Raw genomic sequence first — 21129 nt, 5'->3', positions numbered from 1 at the left:
CGGATGGAGCCGACGCTACAAGACGCACAGCCGCGCCTGCCCTCCGGGGCGACGACGGCGCCGCGCGCCCCGTCCGCTTCGACTCGCCGGCGGCAACGCGGCCTCCTCCGCTATCCGGTGGCGCGGCAGCTTCTGCGGTTCACCGGCGTCGGCGTTATCTGTACCGTGACCTCACTGGCGCTGTACGCGTTGCTCCGGCCCTGGATCGGTCCCCAGCCTGCCAACGCCGCGGCACTGATCCTGACCTCGCTGATGAACACTGCCCTGAACCGGCGGCTGACGTTTAAGATCACCGAGCGGCACCGGATAAAACGTGACCACCTCAACGGCCTGATCGTGATCGCCGTCGCGCTGCTGCTCACCGGCGGCAGCCTGGGCATCCTGCACTGGATCAACCCGGATGCGACCGTCGCCGCCGAACTCTGGACCACTACGCTGTCCGGGTTCCTGGCCACGGCCGTGCGCTTCACCATGCTGCGGCACTGGATCTTCCGCCGAGCCCGGCACCGCTGACTTCCGCGTCCCGGTTACCTTCCGCGACCCGGTTACCTTCTGCCAAGGGAGCTGACGCTGCCGACGGCGGTGCGGACCGCGCCTGCCGCCTCGCGCAGCTCGGCGGCAGTGACTCTGGCATCAAAACTGAACCGAACCGCGGTCTGGGCCACGTCGGCGGCGATCCCCATCGCCAGGAGCACCGGGGAAGGATCGTCCGAGCCCGCGGCGCAAGCCGAGCCGCTGGAACAAATGACGCCTTGCCGTTCGAGTTCCAGCAGCACCGACTCACCGCTGGTTCCCGGGAAGCAGAACGACGCCACCGAGGGCAGCCGCGCAGCCGGATGGCCAGTGAGGAAAGCGCCGGGCACCCCGGCCAGGATTGCAGCGATGAACTCGTCACGCAGTGCCGCGACCCGGGCTGAGGCTTCCCGCTGTGACGTCCGGGCGAGGGTCAGCGCCGTCGCCAACGCCACGGCCCCGGCCACGTTTTCGGTGCCCGAGCGACGGCCGCGTTCCTGCCCGCCGCCGTGGATGAGTGGCTCCAACCGGGTCCGGCCCCGCACATACAGCGCCCCGCAGCCCTTGGGGGCGCCGAGCTTATGGCCGGAAATGCTCAGTGCATCCACTCCCAGGTCCCGCGCGTCGAGGGACAGCCAGCCCGCGGCCTGCACGGCATCGCTGTGGAACGGGATGCCGTGGCCGCGCGCCAGCGCCGCCAGCCGGGCCACGGGCTGGACCGTGCCCACCTCGTTGTTGGCATACATGACGCTGGCCAGCGCCGTGTCCGGCCGGAGCACGGCCGCGAGCGCCTCCTCGGTGACCTGCCCGTAGCGGTCCACCGGGATCACGTCGACGGCGAAGCCATGGACGCGATCGAGGTACCGCGCGGACTCTTCGACCGCGGGATGTTCGACGGCACTGATTGCCACCCGGTTCCGGCGTGGATCAGCGGCACGCCGGGCCAGGGCGATGCCCTTGACTGCGAGGTTGTCCGCTTCCGTGCCGCCGGAGGTGAAGATGATCTCGCCGGGGCGGCAGCCCAAGGCCTTCGCCGTCGCCTCCCTGGCTCCCGCGAGCCCCGCAGCGGCGGCGTCACCGAGCGAATGGCGGCTGGACGGGTTGCCGAAATCCCCGCTGAGATAAGGCCACATCGCCTCCAGCACCTCCCGGCGGACCGGAGTGGTGGCGGCGGCGTCGAGGAAGATCACGGCGTCCCCGGTTCCAGTTCGACGTCGAGTCCCAGGTCCAGGGCCGTGACGCTGTGCGTGAGCGCGCCGACGGAGATGACGTCCACGCCGGTGGCGGCGATGCCGGCCACGGTTGCGAGGTTGACGTTGCCGCTGGCCTCCACCCGGGCCCGCCCGCCGACCAGTTCAACCCCGTCGGCGAGCTGGATCAGCGAGAAATTATCCAGCATGATGGTGTCCACGCCGGCGGCCAGCACTGGTTCAATCTGGTCCATGCTGTCCACCTCCACTTCGAAGTGCGTGGTGTGCCCCAGCCGCGCTTTGGCTTCGCGCAGCACCGTGGTGAGCCGCGCCGGGTCTCCCCCGGTGAGCACCGCGAGGTGGTTGTCCTTGGCCAGGACTGCGTCCGAGAGGCTGAAGCGGTGGTTTGCCCCGCCGCCGCAGCGGACTGCGTAGCGCTCCAGCACCCGCAGCCCCGGCGTCGTCTTTCGGGTATCCGTGATCCGTGCGTGGGTGCCGGCTACCAGCGCGACGAACTCCGCGGTCCGGGTGGCGATGGCACTCATCCGCTGGACCAGGTTCAGCGCCGCCCGTTCGGCCAGCAGCACGCCGCGGGCGTTGCCGGTCACCCGTGCCAGCGCCGTGCCCGCATCGAAGGCCTCGCCATCCGCCACGAGCAGTTCGACGGCGGCGGCCGGGTCCGCCAGCTTCATTGCCGCGGCAAACACCTCCCCGCCGCTGAAGACGCCGGGCCCCCGCGCCGCCAGCACCGCCGTTGCGCGCGCCTCGGCCGGGATGAGGGTCTGCGAGGTGATATCGCCGTAGGGTGCGTCCTCGATCAGGGCAGCACGAAGCACGGCGTCGACGGCAGCCGCGGGAAGCGTGCCGGCGAGAGCGGCTGCCCGGGCTGCGGTTCGGGCTAGAGCGGTGGCTGTCATGACGGGATCCTTTGTTTCGGACGGAAGGCGGCGGCAGACCGGGGGCTGTGCGTGCCGGCCGGGGTGGAGCGGTGCGGTCCCGCGGGCACTGCCTGGCGGGCGGCGCCACCGGCCGCGTCGGTGCGGAAGTGGGCGCCGAGGGAGCCGGTACGGTCCAGCGCAGCGTCCACCAGCAGGCGGGCGGCCAGCAGCAGGTTCGCGTCCTCGTGGGCGGACGGGTCCAGTGCGTCTGTCACACTTTCGGGACGGACGACGGCGGCCCAGGCAGCGAGGGTGGCCTCCGCCTCCCGCAGATGTCTGCCGCTGCGCAGCACCCCGGCCGTACCGGTCATCAACCGCCCCAGGGCCTCCCTCGAAAACGGCCCGGGACCCGGCCCAAAGTCAAAAACAACCTCGGCGGCGGTCCGTGAGGTTCCTTGCCCGGCCGAGTCGCGCGACGGTACTGCGGAAGCGTGCGTCAAAGCGAGGCCGCCCGCGGCTGAGCTAGCACGCGGAGCAGTGCGGTCGTGCGGCGCCTCGACTCTGAGGAAATCCTCCACGGCCCGCCGCCCGAACACCAGCCCTTCGAGCAGGGAATTGCTGGCCAGCCGGTTGGCGCCCTGGACCCCGGTGCACGCCACCTCTCCCGCTGCGTAGAGACCCGGCACGGTGGTGCGTCCGTCCAGGTCGGTTGCGATCCCGCCCATCCAGTAATGCGCGGCCGGGGACACCGGCAGCGGTTCGGCGGTCCAATCGTAGCCGGCGGCGCGGGTCCGGGCGGTGATGGTGGGGAACCGGCGGGCCAGGAAACCGGCCCCGCGGCGGGTTTCGATGCCGCGGGCGTCCAGGTACACCGGGCTGTCGGCCGGCAGCCCGGCGGACGCCAGATGCAGCGCGATGCTGCGGGAGACGACGTCGCGCGGGGCCAGCTCCGCGTCGGGGTGGTAGTCGGGCAAGAAGCGGCGGCCGGCGGCATCCAGCAGCATGGCGCCCTCACCGCGGACCGCCTCGGAGATCAGCAGCGCGGGCGGGCCGCCCGGCGTTTCGGCAGCGGCCAGCGTGGTGGGGTGGAACTGGAAGAACTCCAGGTCGCGGACGGCGGCCCCGGCGCGCCAGGCCAGGGCGAGGCCGTCGGCGGTGGCGACCGAGGGGTTGCTGGTGCGGGCGAACAGCCGCCCGGCGCCACCGGTGGCGAGCAGCACGGCGTCGGCGTCCAGCTGCCTCAGTTCCCCGCCGGAGAGGTAGGCGACGCCGGTGACGGCATGGACAGAGCCGCGTCCCGCAGGGCTCCGGCGTCCGGTCAGCAGTTCGGTCACGAAGGCTCCCGTCTCGACCCGCAGCCTCCCCTTTTCTGCGCGGTCCAGCGCCGCGGCCACGAGCCCGCGGGCGATGGCGGCGCCGGTTGCGTCACCGCCGGCGTGCAGGATGCGGGCGGCGGAATGCGCGGCTTCGAGTCCCAGGGCCGGCCCGCCGTCGGCGCCGACGTCGAAGCGCACGCCGAACCGGCGCAACCCGGCGATGTCCCGGACGGCCTCGGAGCACAGGATGCGCACAGCGTCGGGGTTGTTATGCCCGGCCCCGGCAGCGAGGGTGTCCGCGATGTGCGCAGCCACGGAGTCGCCCGGGGCGGCCTCGCCCGGCGCCAGCACTGCGGACACTCCGCCCTGGGCGTAGAACGTGTTGCTCGCCTCGAGCGTGCCCTTGGTCAACAGCACCACCTCGGCGGCCGGGGCAGCGACGCCCCCCGGGCCGGAGGCAGGCTCGGAGGCGAGCAGCGCGGCGTACAGCCCGGCGATCCCGCCGCCGACGACGACGAGCCGCCTGGTCATGGCCGCGCCGCCAGCATGCGCTCCAGCGCGACCCGTGCGGGGGCCGCGACGTCGTGGTCGACCGTGATGCGGTTAACCACCTCGCCGCCGACCAGGGCCTCCAGCACCCAGGCCAGGTAGCCCGGGTGGATGCGGTACATCGTAGAGCAGGGGCAGATGACCGGGTCCAGGCAGAAGATGGTGTGCTGCGGGTATTCCGCCGCCAGCCGGTTGACCAGGTTGATCTCGGTGCCAATGGCGAACGTGGCGGGCTCGGTAGCGGCGGCGATGGCCTTGCGGATGAAATCGGTGGAACCGGCGGAATCCGCGGCGTCCACCACCTCCATGGGGCATTCGGGGTGCACAATGACCTGCACGCCCGGGAAGTCGGCGCGGGCCTTCTCGATCTGGGCCACGTTGAAGCGCTTGTGCACCGAGCAGAAACCGTGCCACAGGATCACTCGGGAGTCCTGCAGGGTCCGTTCGTCAGTGCCGCCGAGCTCCTTGCGCGGATTCCACAGCGGCATCTGCTCCAGCGGCACCCCCATGGCTTTGGCGGTGTTCCGGCCCAGGTGCTGATCCGGGAAGAACAAGACGCGCTGGCCGCGTTCGAAGGCCCACTCCAGCACCGTGGCCGCGTTCGAGGAGGTGCAGACAATACCGCCGTGTTCGCCGCAGAAACCCTTGAGCGCTGCCGAGGAATTCATGTAGGTGACCGGGATGACCGGCACGCGGCCGTCAGCGCCGGGCTCGGTGCCGAACAGTTCTGCCAGCTGTTCCCAGCATTCAGTCACCGAGTCGATGTCCGCCATGTCCGCCATCGAGCAGCCGGCGGCCAGGTTGGGCAGGATGACGGCCTGCTCGGGGGCGGAGAGGATGTCCGCGGTCTCGGCCATGAAATGTACGCCGCAAAAGATGATCGCCTCGGCGTCCGGCCGGGTCAGGGCCGCGTTGGCGAGCTGGAAGGAGTCCCCCACGAAGTCGGCGTATTCGACTACCTCGTCACGCTGGTAGAAGTGGCCCAGGATGACGGCCCGGTCGCCCAGTACCGCTTTGGCGGCCCGGATCCTGGCGTCCAGTTCGGCGTCGCCGGCCAGCCGGTATTCCTCCGGAAGCTGGCCCTGCCGGGGGGTCGACGGCGGGGCCACGTCCGCCGCGGACGCGCCGGGACCGTATGCCGGCACGCCGGCCCGGGCCTCTGCGAGGTCGAAGTCCCAGGGGCCGCGGGCCAGGGCCGGGCTGCAGGTGGACTCTGCCGGGGTGCCTTCAGCCTGTTCGCGCGTGATCAGCTGGATCGCCGTGTTGACGCTGCTCATGGTGTGCTCCTGTTGTCTGGATCGAGGCCGGGGCGGCCGGTAAAGCGGTACAGGCGGGGCGGGCGGTGCTTGCCGCCCTGGAGGTAGTCGTCGGTTTCTTCGATTTCCGGGGCTGCCTTGATCTGGCGCCGGAAGTTCGCCGGGTCCAGCTCACGGTCCAGAACGGCCTCGTAGACCTCCCGGACCTGCGCGAGCGTGAAGTACTCGCCGAGCAGGTGGTAGGCGATCGAGCCATAGGCCATCTTGTTCCGCAGCCGCCAGAGCGCGTAGTCGATGATCGACTTGTGGTCGAAGGCCAGTTCGCCGAGCCGGTCGGCCCGGAACCAGCGGACGTTTTCGGATTCGTCGGCGAGCGCGGCTTCGGTGGGCTGGACCAGGGCCCAGTAGACGATCGAGACCACCCGCTGGGAGGGTGAGCGGTGCAGGCCGCCGAAAGCATAAAGCTGCTCGAGGTAGTTCGGCGCCAGCCCGGTGGTCTCGCGCAGGTTCCTTGACGCGGCGTCCTGTAGCGACTCCGAGTGGGTCAGCGGGCCGCCGGGAAGGGCCCACAGGTCCTTGAAGGGTTCCCGGATCCGGCGCACCAGCGGAATCCACAGCGTCGGGCGGCCGGAGCTTTCGCTCGGGCGCAACGCGAAGATCACGGTGGAAATGGCCAACGACGGCGGTGCGAGCTGGCGCTCCGAGACGTTGGCTGGTGAGGCGTAGACGGTGATCGACCCCCGTTGTCCGGGGTCCGGACCGGCCCCTGCGGGCTGCCCGGACGGTTCCGGCCCGACCGCCGGATTAGTTATAGTCAATATGACTAGAACTAATTCTACGACCCGATCGCCCGGATGGGAAATGTTTCGGCCAGCGGTGCGTCTGCCGCCGCATGGACGTCATTGCGCGGCCGCTATTGAAAGCCCGGGCCTGCCGCTGTTTTAATCGGCGGCATGGACGGCGCTCAGGACAGCGAAACAATCAGGACCTGCTACCTCGGAGCCGCCCGGGCCTTCCTGGAGCTGGTCGAACAAGTGCCGGAAGCCGCCTGGGCAAAGCCGGCGCTGGGGGTGTGGGACGTGCGCGGGCTCACCGGGCACGCCAGCCGGGCCCTGAGCACGGTGGAGACCTACCTAGCGATGCCAGCCACCGGGGAAAGCGTTGCTGGCCCGGCGGCCTACTTCCTGGCCGTCCGCAGTTCCATGGCGCCGGATATGATCGCACGGCGAGGGAGGGAGACGGGCGATGCGCTGGGGGCTGAACCGGCCACCGCCGTGAAGGACCTCGTACAGCGGGTCACCACACTGCTCCGCGACACCCCGGATGACGCGGCCGTGGCCACGCCCGCGGGTGCGATGAACCTGATCGGCTACCTGCCCACACGGACCTTCGAACTGGCCGTGCACAGCCTGGACCTGGCCCGCGCGCTGACCCTTCCGTCCCCTGCCGCGCTCGGCCCCGCGGTGGCAGCCTCTTTGGAACTCGCCGCAGCGGTCGGCGCGCACTTGCCCGCGGCGGGGGACCTGCTGCTCCTGCTCACCGGCCGCTCCGGCCTTCCCCGGAATCTCAGCGTGCTGTAGCTCCCGGGGCGGACCTACCGGCCGCGGGCGGCGGCTTCCAGCAGCGGCAGGGTCCGGCCCTGGAAATGGGTGTTCAGCACAATCACCGAAGAGGAACGCAGTACGGTTTTCGTGGTGATCATGGCATCGAGTACGCGCTGCAGGTCAGAGTTGGAGCGCGCCGCGATGCGTGCCATCAGGTCCGAGCTCCCGGAGACCGTATGGATCTCGATCAGTTCGGGGATCCGTGACAGCGCCTCCACGACGGCGTCGTGCCCGAGGTCCTGGTTGATGGTCAGGGAGCAGAACGCCACCACCGGATAGCCGAAGCGGGCCGGGTCCGGCTGCGGGACCCAGGAGCCGATGACGCCGCTGTCCTGCATCCGGTCCAACCGTGACTGCACGGTCGCGCGGGCCACCTTCAGCACCCGGGATGCCTCCAGCACGGAGGCCCGCGGGGAATCCGTGAAGAAACGGACAATCTTCGCGTCCAGCGGGTCGACGTTCACGTAACTTCCTCTACCTCAGGGATTCGACAGCACAAATCTTCGCGATTGGTGCCAATGGCTCAACAGACTGTAACCATGCTGTCACGCCCTCCGTGCAGAACGGGCCGCCCGGGGCGGTAAATTCGTAGGGTCCCAAAAGGACGCCGCCACCAGCTAAGAAGGTTCGCCAGCATGACAACGAAGTCCGCCACGGAGCGCCCGGCCCTGAAGCTCGGCCACTCCATGAAGCCCCGCCAGCTCACCATGATGGGACTCGGCAGCGCTATCGGAGCCGGCCTGTTCCTTGGATCGGGGGCCGGAATCCAGGCGGCGGGCCCGGCCGTCCTGATTTCCTACCTGGTGGCCGGAACCCTGATCATCCTGGTCATGTGGGCCCTCGGTGAGATGGCCGCCGCCAACCCGAACAGCGGCGCTTTCTCCGTGTACGCACAAAAGCGATGGGCAAAACCGCCGGCGCCACGGTGGGCTGGCTCTGGTGGTTGCAGCTCGTGGTGGTCATCGCGGCCGAAGCCCTCGGTGCCTCGGCGCTACTGTTCACCGTCTGGCCCGTAATCCCGGTCTGGGGGCTGTCGCTGATTTTCATGGCCGCCTTCACGGCCATCAACCTGGCCGGGGTGAAAAACTTCGGCGAGTTCGAATTCTGGTTCGCCATCCTCAAGGTCGCCGCCATCCTGCTGTTCCTGGCAGTCGGCGTCGCGCTGCTGCTCGGCTGGCTCCCCGACGTCGCCACCCCAGGGTTGGGTAACATCACCTCGAACTTCGCCCCGGCAGGCCTGGGCGGCATCGCCACCGCACTCTTCGTGGTCATCTTCGCCTTCGGCGGCACGGAAATCGTCAGCGTGGCCGCCGCCGAGACCGAAAACCCGGAGCACAGCGTGGGCCTGGCCATCCGCACCGTCGTCTGGCGGATCCTGGTGTTCTACATCGGCTCCGTGTTCGTCATTGCCGCGATCCTGCCGTCGACGTCGGCGGCCCTCAAATCGCCGTTCGCCGGTGTCCTGGACGCGGCCCGGATTCCGGGGGCGGGCACGGCCATCACCCTGGTTGCCGTCGTCGCCCTGCTCTCGGCGCTGAACGCGAATCTCTATGGCGCTTCGCGGATGGTGTTTTCGCTATCCGTTCGCGGCGAGGCCCCGCGGGTCCTCTCGATGCTCAACAAGGCCCGCGTTCCGGTGGTCGCCGTCGGCGTCTCGGTGGCCTTCGGCTTCCTGGCCGCCGTGCTGGAGCTGCTCTTCCCGGACCGGGTGCTGCCGGCGCTGTTCCAGCTGGTCGGTTCCACCTGCCTCGTGGTGTGGGGCTCGGCCTTGGTGTCCCAACTGATCCTCCGCCGCCGGGCCGACCGCGAGGGCACTCCCCTGCCACTGCGGATGAAGGGCTTCCCCAGGCTGACCATCTTCGGTTTGGTGCTCCTGGCGCTGATTTTCGCGGTCGGCTTCAGCAGCCCGGAGAGCAGCAGGCAGCTCTTCAGTACCCTGGCGCTGATTGCCGGCATCGCCGCCGCGTGCTGGGCCGGCGCGCGCCTCACCCGCTCCCGCCGCGCAGCTGACCCCGGGCCCCGCTGACCCGTAATACCTCGAACACCACCGGCTGCACAAATTGTCGCCAAAATCAGTGACCCAGCGTAAGTAATTGCGCAGCATGATCACTGATATCCAGGCTGATTGCACAGCACTTCACGGGTGACTAAGGTCACAGATATGGACGCACTCCCCCTTGCGATCGCCGGCGGCGACGCCGGACCGCTCAGCCCCGCCCAGCTCCGCGAACTGTACTCACTGATGGTCGCAGTGCGGCATCTGGACCGCTCCGCGATCGCCTGGCAGCGGCAGGGCATCATCCCCGGCTACGCCCCCGAGCTCGGCCAGGAGGCGGCGCAGGTGGGCAGCGGCTACGCCGTGGACACCACCCGCGACTTCGTGTTCCCCACGTACCGCGAGATGGGCGTCGCCCGGACCATGGGAGTGGACATGGTGGGCTACATGTCAACGCACAAGGCCACCTGGCACGGCGGCCTGTACAACCCGTTGGAGTCCCGGCTCGCCCCGATCCAGGCTGTTGTCGCCGGGTCCGTGCTGCACGCCGTCGGCTGGGCCCACGGCCAGACCCTGGAGCAGAAGGACGGCGTCGCCCTGACGTACTTCGGCGACGGCGCATCCTCGCAGGGCGATGTCCATGAGGCCATGAACTTCGCCGCCGTAATGAAGGCGCCGGTGGTCTTCTTTGTGCAGAACAACGGCTGGGCCATCTCCGTGCCCACCGAACGCCAGGTGGCAGGCGGCTCCGTCGCCGCCCGCGCCGCCGGCTACGGCATGCCGGCCCTGCAGATCGACGGCGACGACGTCGTCGCCGTCGTCGACGCCACCCGCCGCGCCTTCGCACACGCCCGGGCCGGCAACGGCCCGGTGCTGATCGAGGCCAAGACCTACCGCCGCGGCCCGCATTCCACTGCCGATGACCCCGGCCGCTACCGCTCGCTCGACGAGGAGCGCGACGGTGCCGGTGAAGATCCGCTGGAGCGCCTGCGGCAGCGGCTGCTGGCGGACGGCATCGCGGACGAGGCCTTCTTCGCCGAGGCCCTCGCCGCGGCCAAGGCCGAAGAGGAGGACATCCGGGCCGGCATCGAGGCCCTCGGGCCGCGGCCCGGAGCCGAAATGTTTGACCTGGTGTTCCAGGAAACCACCCCTGCCCTGCAGGCCCAGGCCGCCAACTGGCGCGAGGAGTCCGAACATGTCTAACTCGATTCTCGACAGTAGGGCCGCTGCAAGCACGCCCGCAGCCACGCCAGCTTCCGTCACCGTGATGTCCATGCAGCAGGCGCTCAACCGGGCCCTGGACGAGGTGCTCGCGGACAACCCCAAGGCCGTCATCTTCGGCGAGGACTGCGGCCGGCTCGGCGGCGTCTTCCGGATCACCGACGGACTGCAGGCCAAGCACGGCGCGCAGCGGGTCTTCGACACCCCGCTGGCGGAATCCGGCATCCTCGGCATGTCCGTGGGCCTGGCGATGGCCGGCTTCCACCCCATCCCCGAGGTCCAGTTCGACGGCTTCGCCTATCCGGCGATCAACCAGATCGTCTGCCAGATCGCCCGGCTGAACTACCGCAGCCGCGGTACCCTGCCGATGCCCATTACCCTGCGCGTGCCCAGCTTCGGCGGCATCCGTGCCCCTGAACACCACGGCGAAAGCCTCGAGGCGCTCTTCGCGCACGTGCCCGGGCTTAAGGTGGTCTCCCCGTCGAACCCGCACGAGGCTTACCACCTGCTTAAGTACGCTGCCACCCGTCCGGACCCGGTGATCTTCATGGAGCCGAAGTCCCGCTACTGGCAGAAGGGCGACGTCGATCCCGTCATAGCCGATCCGTCCGGCGGGGCCCCGGAAGGCGCCAAGGTCATGCGCGAGGGTAAGCACCTGACGCTCGTCGCCTGGGGCGCCATGGTGTCCCGCTGCCTGCAGGTGGCCGAGCTCGCCGCCGAAGACGGGATCGAGGTCGAGGTCCTGGACCTGCGCTGGCTCAAGCCCATCGATGCCGAGGCGCTGGCCGCCTCCGTGCGGAAGACGCGCCGCGCCGTCGTCGTCCATGAGGCGCCGCTGACGTCCGGGCTGGGCGCCGAGGTGGCGCAACTGATCACCCAGCACTGCTTCGACACCCTCAGGGCGCCGGTGGAACGCATCACCGGCTTCGATGTCCCGTACCCCTCGGGTGACCTGGAAGACGAATACATCCCGAACATTGACCGGATCCTCTTCGGCATCCAGCGAGTATTGGAGTACAAACGTGGCTGAAATTTCCTTCCCGCTGCCGGATCTCGGCGAGGGCCTGATCGAGGCGACCGTGCTGGAATGGCTGGTTTCCCCGGGCGACCAGGTGGAACGCAACCAGCCGCTCGTGGAGGTCGAAACCACCAAGTCGGCCGTCGAGTTGCCCAGCCCGCAGGCCGGTAAGGTAGTGCGTATCCACGGCGGGCCCGGCGACAAGATCAATGTCGGCGAGCCGTTGATCGTGTTCGAGGTGCCGGACAACACCGCCGGCATCGTGGGCACGGTCCCGAAGGAAGAGGCACCGAAGCGCCGGGTCCGCCTGAGCGCCGTACTTGATGAGGACTGAGACCATGAGCGGCAGGCACACCGGCGAACAGCATTCCCACACCGTCGAGGGCACCGATCCCCGGCTGTACGTCGGGGTGCACGATCCAGCGGACGACGCCGGGTTGCGCCCGGTGCTGCTGCTGCACGGCTTCTCCTCCTCCGCCAAACTCAACTGGGAGGACACCGGCTGGATCGCGGCCCTCAGCCAGGCCGGCCGCCGCGTCATCACCGTGGACCTGCCCGGCCACGGCCGCAGCGGCGCCCCGGAGGACCGGGACTCGTACTCCCCCAGCCGGATCCGCGCGGATCTGCTCCAAATCGCGTCGGACGCCGGCGCCCGCCCCCTGCGCGACGGCGATCCGGCGAGCGGGCTGGACGTGATCGGCTACTCGCTGGGGGCCAGGCTGGCCTGGGAATTCGGTGCCACGCAGCACGAACTGGTCCACCGGCTTGTCCTCGGCGGCCCCAACGTGGCGGACCCGCTGGCGGACTTCGACCTGGTCGCCGCGCAACGGTACCTGGCCGACGGCACCCCGATCGCTGACCAATCGACCGCCGGCCTGCTGAAGATGGCGCAACTGCTGCCGAGCAACAACATCTTTGCGTTGTTGTCGCTGATCGAGGCGATCAAGGACGAGCCGTTCGACCCGGCCGAGGCTGTCCCGCCGATGCCGATGCTGCTGGTGGCCGGAGAGCAGGACGAGCGGGCTGCGACCATGCCCGACCTCGCTAAGCTGGGCGCCAGGGCCGGCTCCATGGCGGAACAGCTCATCCTGCCGGGCCGGAACCACACCAACGCCGTCACCAGCCGGGCCTTCAAGCAGGGCGCCATCAGCTTCCTGGCCGTCTAGGCGTTCTTAGCCAGCCTTAAACAGCCAACGCGGGGTCACTTCGCGCCGGCCCGGAGGTTCCGGCCGGGCACGAGGTGATCCCGCGTTGCTGTGGTCCCGCTTAGTGCTTGCTGACGCCCAGCGGGCGGCCGCGCGTCTCCTTGGCCAGGACGACGCCGACGGCGGAGATGACGCAGAGGATCATGATGTAGATGCCGATCGACCCGGTCCAGTGCGTGCCCTGCAGCAGGACCTCAGCGATCGTTGCCGCGAAGGCGCCGCCGAGGATGGCGCCGAAGGCGTACCCGATCGAGATGCCCGAGTAGCGGACGTTCGCCGGGAACATCTCGGCGTACATTGCGGACATCGGGCCATAGGACAGCCCCAGGCCGATGGTCAGGACGAACAACGCCACGCCGTAGAGCACGATGTTCTTGGTGTCGATCAGGGCGAACATCGGAATCATCCAGGCGAAGACGATTGCGTAGCCGATCAGGAAGGTCTTGACCCGGCCGATCTTGTCCGAAAGCCAGCCGCCGACGAGGGTGAAGACCAGCCAGCCGAAGGAGGCCAGCGTGGTGGCCAGCAGGATCTGCGGCGTGGGCATCTTCAGCGTCTTGGTGGCGTAGGAGATGAAGAACGCGATCAGCAGGTAGCCGGCAGCGTTGTTGCCGATGAAGATCATCGTCGAGTAGAGGACAGCCTTCTTGTGCTTGCGGATCAGCTCGCCCAGCGGAGCCTTGCTTTCCTCCTTGCGGTCCTGCATCTCCTTGAAGACCGGGCTTTCGGCGACGGCGCGGCGGATCAGGTAACCCACCACGATCAGCACGATCGAGAGCAGGAACGGCATCCGCCAGCCCCAGGCGGCAAAGTCTTCCTTCGACATGCCGGTGTTGAGGAAGTAGAGCAGGCCGGTGGCGAGGATCATGCCCACCGGAACGCCGATCTGCGGGTAGGCACCAAACAGGCCGCGCTTGCTCATCGGGGCGTGCTCCACAGCCATCAGGGCGGCGCCGCCCCATTCACCGCCGGCCGAGAAGCCCTGGATGACTCGGAGCAGGATCAGCAGGACCGGGGCCCAGAAGCCGATCTGGGCGTAGGTCGGCAGCACGCCGATCAGGGCCGTAGCGGCTCCCATCATGACAAGGGTGAAAACCAGCATGGCCTTGCGGCCGAGACGGTCGCCAAGGTGCCCGGCGATGATGGCGCCCAGCGGACGGAACAGGAAGCTGATTCCGATCAGCGCGAAGGATAGGATCTGCGCCAGGCCGGGATTTGAGTCATTCAGGGGGGCCAGGAAGAGCGGAGACAGCAGCGTTGCCGTCAGCTGGGCGAAGATGAAGAAGTCGTACCACTCGATGGTGGTGCCGACCAGGGTCCCGGCGAGGACCTTGCGTTCCTCATGTTTACTGCTGGGGCCGGCCTCTGAATCGACGGTGGAAGTTGCGGTCATTGGAACTCCATAGCTGGGGGCAGAGGTGCTGCCCGGGTGGGTGCGAAGTGAATAACTGAGTGCCTCGTGATTACTGATCGAACGGTCAGTTGGTATTCGTGATCATACTATGAAACTGTGATAAGTCGCACATAGTCGGGGAAATGCCCGGCCGGCGGGTCGAACGCCGTTCAGTCTGCCGGTTCAATCTGCTCTGTCAGTTGGGTCAGGAAGCGGGGTCAGGAAGAGGGGTCAGGCTGAGGGGTCAGGCTGAGGCCGCGGGTCCGGTGCTTCGCCGGAGTACGACGGCGGCTGCCGCCCCGAGCAGGAACAGCGCCGAGGCGGCGCAGACCGGAACCAGGAACGCGGCCGAATAGCCGACGGTTTGTGCGAGTTGCCCGGCGATGGACGACCCCACGGCAGTTCCGGCGACGAGGCCGCTGGCCAGCGCCGTCATCACGGTGCCGAGTTTCCCTTCCGGGGCCACGAGGCCGCCGATGGCGAACACGGTGACCATCAGCGGACCCACCGGAACCCCCAGTACCAGCAGCACGAGGATCATGGGCGGCGCGGTCGAGGGCAGCAGCAGCAGTGCCGCGAGTCCGGCCATCAGGGCCGCGCAGGCCAGCCAGCGGGCGGGGATGCTGAAGCGCCCGGGCCAGTACGCCACCGACAGCGCCGCGGCGGCCGAGCTCAGGCCCATCACCGCATACAACAGCCCCGCCAGCTCCGAGCTGGCGAAGCCGGCTGCGAACGAGCTCAGGGAGGTCTGGGTCGAGCCGAAGAAGGTTCCCATGCAGACCATGGCCAGGACCGGCAGACCGACGGCGAAGACGCCGGCCGCGCGTTGCGACGCCGGCAGGGCTTTCCGGCGCTGCCGGGCGGCGGCCGCAGCGGTGCCGCTCAGCGCCGGGGTGCGCGGCACGGCACGGTGCGTCGGGTGCACCGCGAAGGCGGGCACCAGGGTGAGGGTGAGAGCTGCGGCAAGCGCGAGCGGCAGCCAGGAGCTGACCAGGCTGGCGAGGATTCCCACCAGCGCCGGACCCATCACGAACGTCAGTTCATCGGCGGTGCTCTCATAGGACAGTGCGGTGTCCAGGTCCCCCTGCTGGCCGCTGCCGCTGGAGCTCATAGCCATCCAGCGGACCCTGGCCAGCGGGCCGACCTGGGGGCAGCTGCCGCCGGCCACGAACGCCGCGGCGAGAACCGGCACGGCGGCGGACAGCTCCTGGGTGCCGGGGACAAGGTACGCGGCGAGGATCAGGGCGGTCACGGCCACGGTGTTGAAGACTGCGAAAAAGAGCAGGACCGGGCGTTGGCCCAGCCGGTCCGCCAGGATCCCCAGCACGGGGGCGCCGAGAGCCGAGCCGATCCCGACGGCCCCGGCCGCGGCACCGCCGACCGCGTAGGACCCGGTCACGGCCGTGACAAGCGTCAGGGCGCCCACTGTCAGCATGGCCAGCGGCAGACGGGCGAAGAGCCCAAGCGGGATGAAACCCGGGCCGGCCAGCAGGGGCAACCGGGCGAAACGCCCGCCGCTGCGGGGTGCCGCTGGGGTCGCAACGGTCAGGGACGTCGTAGACGACGGTGAAGGGTTCATGGTTCCGGGCTCGTTCGATGGTGCGCATCGTCCCTCCTCCCGATGCGCGCGACCCGGTAACCCTTCAAGTGTAGCCGAGCGGGCCGGCCTCAGGCCTGGCCGTCGTCGGAGATGTGCAGGGTGGATCCGTTGCGGCCCTTGACCACCTGCAGCTGGGTGGTAATCCGTTGTTTCATTTCGGCCACATGGCTTACCAGGCCCACCACCCGGCCGCCATCGCGAAGCCCTTCGAGCGCATCCATGACCTGTTCGAGTGACTGCTCGTCGAGGCTTCCGAAGCCCTCGTCAACGAACAGGGTCTCGATGTCCACGCCGCCGGATTCCATCTGCACCACGTCCGCGAGGCCGAGGGCCAGGGCGAGCGAGGCCATGAAGGACTCCCCGCCGGACAGTGTGGCGGTATCGCGGCGCTGGCCGGTCCACTGGTCCACGACTTCCAGGCCCAGCCCGGATTTTTGTCCGCGGGCTGCCCGGGCGTCGGTGTGCTGCAGGGTGTACCGGCCGTCGCTCATACCGATCAACCGCTCCGACGCCGCCGCTGCCACCTGTTCCAGCCGGGCGGCCAGAACGTAGCTGTTCAGGCTCATGCGGTAGGAGTTGTCGCCGCCGCCACGGGCCGCTTCCGCCACGGCGGTCCACAGCGCCGCCCGGTCCCGGGGACCACGGCCGGCGGCGGCCTGTTCCGCGTACTGGGCGGAGATCCCGCCCAGCGTCCGCACCGACTTCCCGGCGAGTCCGGAGGCCAGCACAGCCTCACGGGCGTTGCGATCCGCCGCGGCGGAGTCGGCCCGAAGCTGATCGAGCATGCCGGGGTCCACGGGCCCGTCAGTCGCCAGTTCACGGGCGGCGAGGGCGAGTTCCTCGCCGGCAAAGAGTTCCTCGAGCCGGGCGGCTTCATCATGCCCGGCCCGGAGAGAGGCTTCCAGCCCGGCCGCGTCGGGGGCCGGGAGCAGCACCGCGCGGGCCGCGGCGGCCGAGTCGAAGCCGGAGGCAGGCAGGGCCTGGTCCAGCAGGGCCATGGTGTCCGCGGTCCGCGCCCGGGCCTGTTCGAGGCCGTCTGCGGCCGCGTCTGCACGCTCGAGCAGCGCCGTCGTTCCACGGACCGCATCAAGCCGGGCCGCGAGGGTTGCGTGCCCGCCGCGCAGGCTCGCCACAGCGGCTTCGAGGCCCTGGGACTGCTCTCGGACTTCGCTGAGGGTGGACCCGGTCCGGGCGATCCCTTCAGCGGCCGCCGTTCGGGCTTGTTCCGCGGCCGAAATCTGTTGCTCCAGTTCGGAGCGCCGGGCCCGGTTGGCCGCCAACTCCGCGACGGCGCGGGTGGCGTCGGCTGCCCGTGCCTTGGTCAGCGCGGCGTCGCTGCGGGCAACGTCGGGGTCCGTGTCGCCGCCCTGCGCTGCCAGCACGGCGAGGACTTGTTGGGCTTCGGCCAGCTCGCGTTCCAGCGCCGACAGCACGGTCTCGGCCGCCTCGGCATCTTCCTGGGCTCCGCTTTCGGCCTCGGCGATGGCGAGCGCCGACGCCGCGGCGGGAGCGGGGTCGGGATGCTCGGGGCTGCCGCAGACCGGGCACGGCTGGTCCGGGAGCAGTTGAGCCGCGAGTTCCGCTGCGGCATTGGTGAGCCGCTCCTCCCTGAGGTCCAGCCAGCGCTGACGGCGGTCCTGGTGCTGGTCGCGGGCCAGGCGGTGCCGCTGGGCGATGCCTGCACAATCTGCCGCGGCCGAAGTGTGCCTGCCCACGATGCTGACCAGCTCGTCCGCGGCGGCGGCCTCCTTGGTCCGCAGCTGGACGTCAGCGGCCAGCTCCTCGAGCGGGGCCAGTACGGTAAAGAGTTCCTTCGCCTCGGCGCGCAGGATGTCCAGTGCCGCGGTACCGGAGCGGGTTGCCGTGTGGAGCTTGTCCAGGCTGAGCTGCAGTTCGGTGCGGCGGGTGAGCAGGGCGGCCAGGCGTTCCTCGTCCGGCAGCCGCTCCTCCAGTACGGCCCCGAGAGAGCGAAGCCGGGCGAGCCCGCTCCGCAGCACGGATCCGTCGACTGGCGGACCGCCGTCGGACAGCGCGTCCGGCCCCGTGCCCGGAAGTGTGCCCGGCAGCCCGGCCAGCTCCGGGTCCAGGAGCGCCGCGGCACGCAGCTCGGCGGCCGCCGCGGACACGGAAGCGCCTGCCCGTTCCTCAGCGGTCTTGGCACTGTCCACGGCCTGCAGCTGGCCGCCGAGCACTTCGGCTTTGCGGTGCTGTTCGAGCCGCGCGGCCTTGTTGCGCAGCTCCGGAGCGGCTGCCTCGGCGTCGGCCCTGCGCCGCTCGGCCGCCGCCAGTTTTGCCTCCCGGGCGGCGCGCGCCGCGGCCGCCTCCAAGCGGGCGGTCAGGTCTGCGCCGAGGCGCTCGGCCTCGGCCGCCGCGCCCTGCCGGTTGCCGGCTGTGGACGCTGCAGCGGCCTCAAGCCAGGCCAGCAGCCGATCGGCGTCCTCGCGGTCCGGCGCCTCGTCCAATTCCACGCCGAGGCCCGCGGTTTCCGCCTCGGCCTGCGCCAGCAGCAGCCCCAGCTGGTTGTTGAGGCTCTCCACCTCCGCGCGGGCGGCCGCCGCCCGCCGGCCCAGTTCCTGTTCCACGGCTTCGAAGCGCTGGGTCCCGAACAGGCTTTGGAGCAGCACCAGCCGGTCGGAGGCCTTGGAGCGCAGGAAGGCCGCGAAGTCGCCCTGCGGCAGCATCACCACCCGGGTGAACTGGTCCCGGTCCATGCCCAGCAGGGCCGTGATTTCGGCGCCCGCCTCGTCATTGCGGCCGGACTTTTCCACCCATTCTCCGTCGACCCGCTCGCGCAGCAGCGTGTTGGCCTTTTGCTCGGTGAAGCCGTTCTTGCCCCGCGCGCTGGGCTTGTTCCAGGCGGGCGTCCGGGACACTTCGAAGTGCCTGCCCTTGGCGGAGAACTCGCAGGTCACGCGCGGCTCAGCGGCAGCGTCGGCGTGGTCGCTGCGCAGCCGCTTGCCCTCCTGGCGGGCGCCGGGTACCGAGCCGTAAAGGGCGAAGCAGATGGCGTCGAGGACACTGGTTTTTCCGGCCCCGGTGGCACCGTTGAGTAGGAAGAGCCCGTGACTGCTGAGCCGGTCGAAGTCGACACGCTCCGTGCCGGCAAAGGGGCCGAACGCGGAAATTTCCAGGCGGTGGATCCTCACCGGGACACCCCTTCCAGCCGGACGGCTTCGAGCGCTTCAGCCAGGACGGCGGATTCTGCCGTGTCGGCGCTGCGGCCGCGCACGTGTTCCAGGAATCCGCAGCAGATCGAGAGGTCGTCCCCGGCCCGGGCGAGCCGGCTGCTGTAGCTGATCTTGGCCGTTGCCGCGCCGCCGTCGGGGTCGAAGCCCAGGACGAGGGTGTCAGGAAAGCGGGCGCGCAGCCGTTCCATGGCGTGGGAAGGGCGCTGCGGGTCTGTCAGCGTGATCTGGCAGTAGGCGACCTCCGCCCACCCGAACTCCTTGTCCTCAAGCAGCTCGTCCAGTTTGCCGCGCAGCACGGCGAGTTCACGCGGGGCTTCCCACAGCACCTCGGTGACGTCGGTGACGCCGCTGGCGTCCAGGTCGATAAGCCAGCCGCCTTTCCGGTGCTTCGCTTCAGAGAACGAATAGGCCAGCGGCGAACCGGAGTAGCGGACGCCGGGCGAGAGCGATTGCCGGCCGTGCAGGTGGCCCAGGGCTGTGTAGCTGAAGCCGTCAAAGAGATCTAGCGGCACCGCGCCGACCCCGCCGATGCTCAGGTCCCGTTCGCTGTCGGAGCTGATCCCGCCGCTGGCAAAGGTGTGGGCGAGCACCACGGAATGGACGGTCCGGGACTCGGACCGGACCGCGATGTCGGCGCGGATCAGTTCGGTGGCGGCGCGCGTCACCTCGAAATGGCTGGCGGTTTCGACGCCCAACTGCCCGGCGACCAGCCGCGGCTCCAGCCAGGGGATGCCGTAAATCGCCAGCACCGGCCCGCTGTCTTCGTCCGTGCAATCGGCGAGGGGCAGCAGCAGCGGAGTGTCCAGCTCCGCGAGCCGGGTGCGCAGGTGCACTCCCCCGCGTTCAAGCAGCCGGGAGGCGAAGCCCAGCCGGATGGCCGAATCGTGGTTGCCGCTGGTGAGCACCACCTTCGCCCCGGCGCCGGTCAATCGCACCAGGGCGTCGTCGAGCAGGCCGACGACGTCGACGCCGGGCAGCGCGCGGTCGTAGACGTCGCCCGCGATCAGCACCACATCGACAGCTCGCTCGCGGACGACATCGACCAACTGGTCGACGAAGGCCCGCTGGGCGTCGAGCATCCCGACGCCGTGGAACGACCGGCCCAAATGCCAGTCCGAGGTGTGCAATAACCGCATGCCACTACGCTATCGGCTGCCACCGACAGTCTTGCGCACCGGCCCGGTGACGGCGGTAGGGAACCTTAAGGGGTGCGCTTGTCGAAGAAGTCGCGGGCCTCATCGGAGCGCGCCGGGCCCGGCGCCGGCTCCTTGGTCGGGGCACTGGCCGGCGCGGCCGTGTCGCCGTCGAGGTGATCAACGTCACCAAGGTCATCGATGTCATCGATGTCGTCGGGGCCACCGGCGTCCGCGGACTCCGCCGCCGGGTCACCGGACTCCGAGCCCGCCCGCACCGAAGTGTGGGCAAAGCCACGGAACACCAGCCCCGCCACGGCCGCGCCGACCAGCGGCGCCACCCAGAAGAGCCAGAGCTGGCCCAGCGCATCCGGGCTACTGAACAGCGCGGCGGCCGTGGCGCGGGCCGGGTTGAACGGGGCGTTTCCGACGCTCTGGCCCAGCTGCAACAGCACGGCCATGCTCAGGCCGACGGCGAACGGTGCCGCCGCCCTGGCCGGATTGCGTCCTGCGGTAGTGCCGAGATACACGGCGACCAGCAGGGCCGCCCCGACCACCTCGACCAGCAGGACGCCGGCCAGCGGGGCCTGGATGACCGAGCGCGCGTCGAAGCCGGCCGCCACCGTGTCGAAGGCCGCCTGGGTGCCGTTGAGCTTGGGCACGGTGCGCAGCACGCCAAACAGCGCCAGCGCACCGAGCAGGGCACCCACCAGTTGCGCGCCGATGTAGGCGGCGGCCTCGACCGGCCTGATCCGGCCGGCGATCGCGTTGCCGACCGTCACGGCGGGGTTGAAGTGGCCGCCGGACAGGTAGCCGAAGGCGAGCATGGCCGCAGTAAGGGCCAGGCCCGCCGCCAGCGAAGCGGGAATCGGGTTGTACTGCGGAATCGCGAACATCGCCACGCCCAGGCCGACGACCACCACGAACAGGGTCCCGAGGGCCTCGGCGGAGAGCCGGGCGATGAGGCCGGGCTGCCGGTCGTCCCGGACGGCGGACGGGTGGGGACCGCCGGGCTCGGAGGCTGACACTGGCATCGTCATGTTCTCGGGATTCCTTCGTTTGGGGGCCT

Annotated in this window: 17 protein-coding genes and 1 pseudogene; 7 read left to right on the top strand and 11 right to left on the bottom strand. The window is 69.8% G+C overall.

Going from position 1 to position 21129, the window contains the following annotated elements:
• Nucleotides 1-3: 3 nt before the first annotated feature.
• Nucleotides 4-513 carry a GtrA family protein gene (locus ABIB14_RS00900; protein WP_354233394.1) on the top strand — a complete coding sequence of 170 codons (510 nt, stop codon included), beginning with the start codon at nt 4-6 and terminating at the stop codon, nt 511-513.
• Between the two features lie 32 nt (nt 514-545).
• On the opposite strand, the gene ABIB14_RS00895 is transcribed toward ABIB14_RS00900, so the two are convergent.
• The 5 genes from ABIB14_RS00895 to ABIB14_RS00875 are packed head-to-tail and all read right to left on the bottom strand — an operon-like array spanning nt 546 to nt 6436.
• Complete coding sequence (locus ABIB14_RS00895; protein ID WP_354233392.1) at nt 546-1703, bottom strand: cysteine desulfurase family protein; 1158 nt, start codon at nt 1701-1703, stop codon at nt 546-548.
• Nucleotides 1700-2620 (bottom strand): carboxylating nicotinate-nucleotide diphosphorylase, encoded by a 921-nt coding sequence (gene nadC, locus ABIB14_RS00890; RefSeq protein ID WP_354233390.1) that lies wholly within the window; start codon nt 2618-2620, stop codon nt 1700-1702. Before nadC ends, ABIB14_RS00895 begins: the two co-directional genes overlap by 4 nt.
• A complete protein-coding gene (locus ABIB14_RS00885) occupies nt 2617-4428 on the bottom strand; it encodes an L-aspartate oxidase (protein ID WP_354233389.1) in 1812 nt (603 codons plus the stop codon). The genes nadC and ABIB14_RS00885 overlap by 4 nt, the downstream gene beginning before the upstream one ends.
• Nucleotides 4425-5723: a quinolinate synthase NadA gene (gene nadA, locus ABIB14_RS00880; protein WP_354233387.1), complete on the bottom strand. Its 1299-nt coding sequence runs from the start codon at nt 5721-5723 to the stop codon at nt 4425-4427. The genes ABIB14_RS00885 and nadA overlap by 4 nt, the downstream gene beginning before the upstream one ends.
• Nucleotides 5720-6436 carry an NUDIX hydrolase gene (locus ABIB14_RS00875; RefSeq protein WP_354233542.1) on the bottom strand — a complete coding sequence of 239 codons (717 nt, stop codon included), beginning with the start codon at nt 6434-6436 and terminating at the stop codon, nt 5720-5722. Before ABIB14_RS00875 ends, nadA begins: the two co-directional genes overlap by 4 nt.
• A 219-nt stretch (nt 6437-6655) precedes the next feature.
• On the opposite strand from ABIB14_RS00875, the gene ABIB14_RS00870 reads away from it, so the two are divergent.
• Nucleotides 6656-7282, top strand: a complete 627-nt coding sequence (locus ABIB14_RS00870; RefSeq protein WP_354233386.1) for a maleylpyruvate isomerase N-terminal domain-containing protein — start codon at nt 6656-6658, stop codon at nt 7280-7282.
• 14 nt (nt 7283-7296) lie between these two features.
• On the opposite strand, the gene ABIB14_RS00865 is transcribed toward ABIB14_RS00870, so the two are convergent.
• Nucleotides 7297-7770, bottom strand: a complete 474-nt coding sequence (locus ABIB14_RS00865) for an Lrp/AsnC family transcriptional regulator (protein ID WP_354233385.1) — start codon at nt 7768-7770, stop codon at nt 7297-7299.
• Nucleotides 7771-7941: 171 nt separating this feature from the next.
• On the opposite strand from ABIB14_RS00865, the pseudogene ABIB14_RS00860 reads away from it, so the two are divergent.
• The 5 genes and pseudogenes from ABIB14_RS00860 (at nt 7942) to ABIB14_RS00840 (ending at nt 12707) form a co-directional block, all read left to right on the top strand.
• Nucleotides 7942-9332, top strand: a pseudogene (locus ABIB14_RS00860) (amino acid permease).
• 135 nt (nt 9333-9467) lie between these two features.
• Nucleotides 9468-10505, top strand: a complete 1038-nt coding sequence (locus ABIB14_RS00855) for a thiamine pyrophosphate-dependent enzyme (RefSeq protein ID WP_354233384.1) — start codon at nt 9468-9470, stop codon at nt 10503-10505.
• The gene (locus tag ABIB14_RS00850) at nt 10498-11553 is read left to right on the top strand and encodes an alpha-ketoacid dehydrogenase subunit beta (protein WP_354233383.1); all 1056 of its coding nucleotides are present in this window, start codon (nt 10498-10500) and stop codon (nt 11551-11553) included. The genes ABIB14_RS00855 and ABIB14_RS00850 overlap by 8 nt, the downstream gene beginning before the upstream one ends.
• Nucleotides 11546-11875, top strand: coding sequence for a biotin/lipoyl-containing protein (locus tag ABIB14_RS00845; RefSeq protein WP_043482513.1), 330 nt, complete (start codon nt 11546-11548; stop codon nt 11873-11875). The genes ABIB14_RS00850 and ABIB14_RS00845 overlap by 8 nt, the downstream gene beginning before the upstream one ends.
• Nucleotides 11876-11879: 4 nt before the next feature.
• Entirely contained in the window at nt 11880-12707 is an 828-nt protein-coding gene (locus tag ABIB14_RS00840) for an alpha/beta fold hydrolase (RefSeq protein ID WP_354233380.1), read from the top strand.
• A 100-nt stretch (nt 12708-12807) separates the two neighbouring features.
• On the opposite strand, the gene ABIB14_RS00835 is transcribed toward ABIB14_RS00840, so the two are convergent.
• From ABIB14_RS00835 to ABIB14_RS00815, 5 genes are all read right to left on the bottom strand, one after another.
• Nucleotides 12808-14139: an MFS transporter gene (locus tag ABIB14_RS00835; RefSeq protein ID WP_354233379.1), complete on the bottom strand. Its 1332-nt coding sequence runs from the start codon at nt 14137-14139 to the stop codon at nt 12808-12810.
• 244 nt (nt 14140-14383) lie between these two features.
• On the bottom strand, nt 14384-15718 hold the full coding sequence (locus ABIB14_RS00830; protein ID WP_354233378.1) for an MFS transporter: 1335 nt from the start codon (nt 15716-15718) through the stop codon (nt 14384-14386).
• 89 nt (nt 15719-15807) lie between these two features.
• Nucleotides 15808-18885, bottom strand: a complete 3078-nt coding sequence (locus ABIB14_RS00825) for an AAA family ATPase (RefSeq protein WP_354233377.1) — start codon at nt 18883-18885, stop codon at nt 15808-15810.
• Entirely contained in the window at nt 18882-20063 is a 1182-nt protein-coding gene (locus tag ABIB14_RS00820; protein WP_354233376.1) for an exonuclease SbcCD subunit D, read from the bottom strand. The genes ABIB14_RS00825 and ABIB14_RS00820 overlap by 4 nt, the downstream gene beginning before the upstream one ends.
• A 65-nt stretch (nt 20064-20128) precedes the next feature.
• The gene (locus tag ABIB14_RS00815) at nt 20129-21100 is read right to left on the bottom strand and encodes an MIP/aquaporin family protein (RefSeq protein WP_502909571.1); all 972 of its coding nucleotides are present in this window, start codon (nt 21098-21100) and stop codon (nt 20129-20131) included.
• Nucleotides 21101-21129 lie beyond the last annotated feature (29 nt).

This window comes from Arthrobacter sp. UYEF3 (genome assembly GCF_040546245.1).
Classification (GTDB): Bacteria; Actinomycetota; Actinomycetes; order Actinomycetales; family Micrococcaceae; genus Arthrobacter.
Note: the sequence above shows the minus strand (reverse complement) of the source record. Positions and strands in the feature narration are given on the sequence as shown.

What these genes read in the sequence shown, in the direction of transcription:
- ABIB14_RS00835 (WP_354233379.1), bottom strand. Translation starts at nt 14,139, where the DNA reads ATGACCGCAACTTCCACCGTCGATTCAGAGGCCGGCCCCAGCAGTAAA.
- ABIB14_RS00885 (WP_354233389.1), bottom strand. Translation starts at nt 4,428, where the DNA reads ATGACCAGGCGGCTCGTCGTCGTCGGCGGCGGGATCGCCGGGCTGTAC.
- ABIB14_RS00850 (WP_354233383.1), top strand. Translation starts at nt 10,498, where the DNA reads ATGTCTAACTCGATTCTCGACAGTAGGGCCGCTGCAAGCACGCCCGCA.
- ABIB14_RS00820 (WP_354233376.1), bottom strand. Translation starts at nt 20,063, where the DNA reads ATGCGGTTATTGCACACCTCGGACTGGCATTTGGGCCGGTCGTTCCAC.
- nadA (WP_354233387.1), bottom strand. Translation starts at nt 5,723, where the DNA reads ATGAGCAGCGTCAACACGGCGATCCAGCTGATCACGCGCGAACAGGCT.
- ABIB14_RS00830 (WP_354233378.1), bottom strand. Translation starts at nt 15,718, where the DNA reads ATGAACCCTTCACCGTCGTCTACGACGTCCCTGACCGTTGCGACCCCA.
- nadC (WP_354233390.1), bottom strand. Translation starts at nt 2,620, where the DNA reads ATGACAGCCACCGCTCTAGCCCGAACCGCAGCCCGGGCAGCCGCTCTC.
- ABIB14_RS00900 (WP_354233394.1), top strand. Translation starts at nt 4, where the DNA reads ATGGAGCCGACGCTACAAGACGCACAGCCGCGCCTGCCCTCCGGGGCG.
- ABIB14_RS00815 (WP_502909571.1), bottom strand. Translation starts at nt 21,100, where the DNA reads ATGACGATGCCAGTGTCAGCCTCCGAGCCCGGCGGTCCCCACCCGTCC.
- ABIB14_RS00870 (WP_354233386.1), top strand. Translation starts at nt 6,656, where the DNA reads ATGGACGGCGCTCAGGACAGCGAAACAATCAGGACCTGCTACCTCGGA.
- ABIB14_RS00840 (WP_354233380.1), top strand. Translation starts at nt 11,880, where the DNA reads ATGAGCGGCAGGCACACCGGCGAACAGCATTCCCACACCGTCGAGGGC.
- ABIB14_RS00855 (WP_354233384.1), top strand. Translation starts at nt 9,468, where the DNA reads ATGGACGCACTCCCCCTTGCGATCGCCGGCGGCGACGCCGGACCGCTC.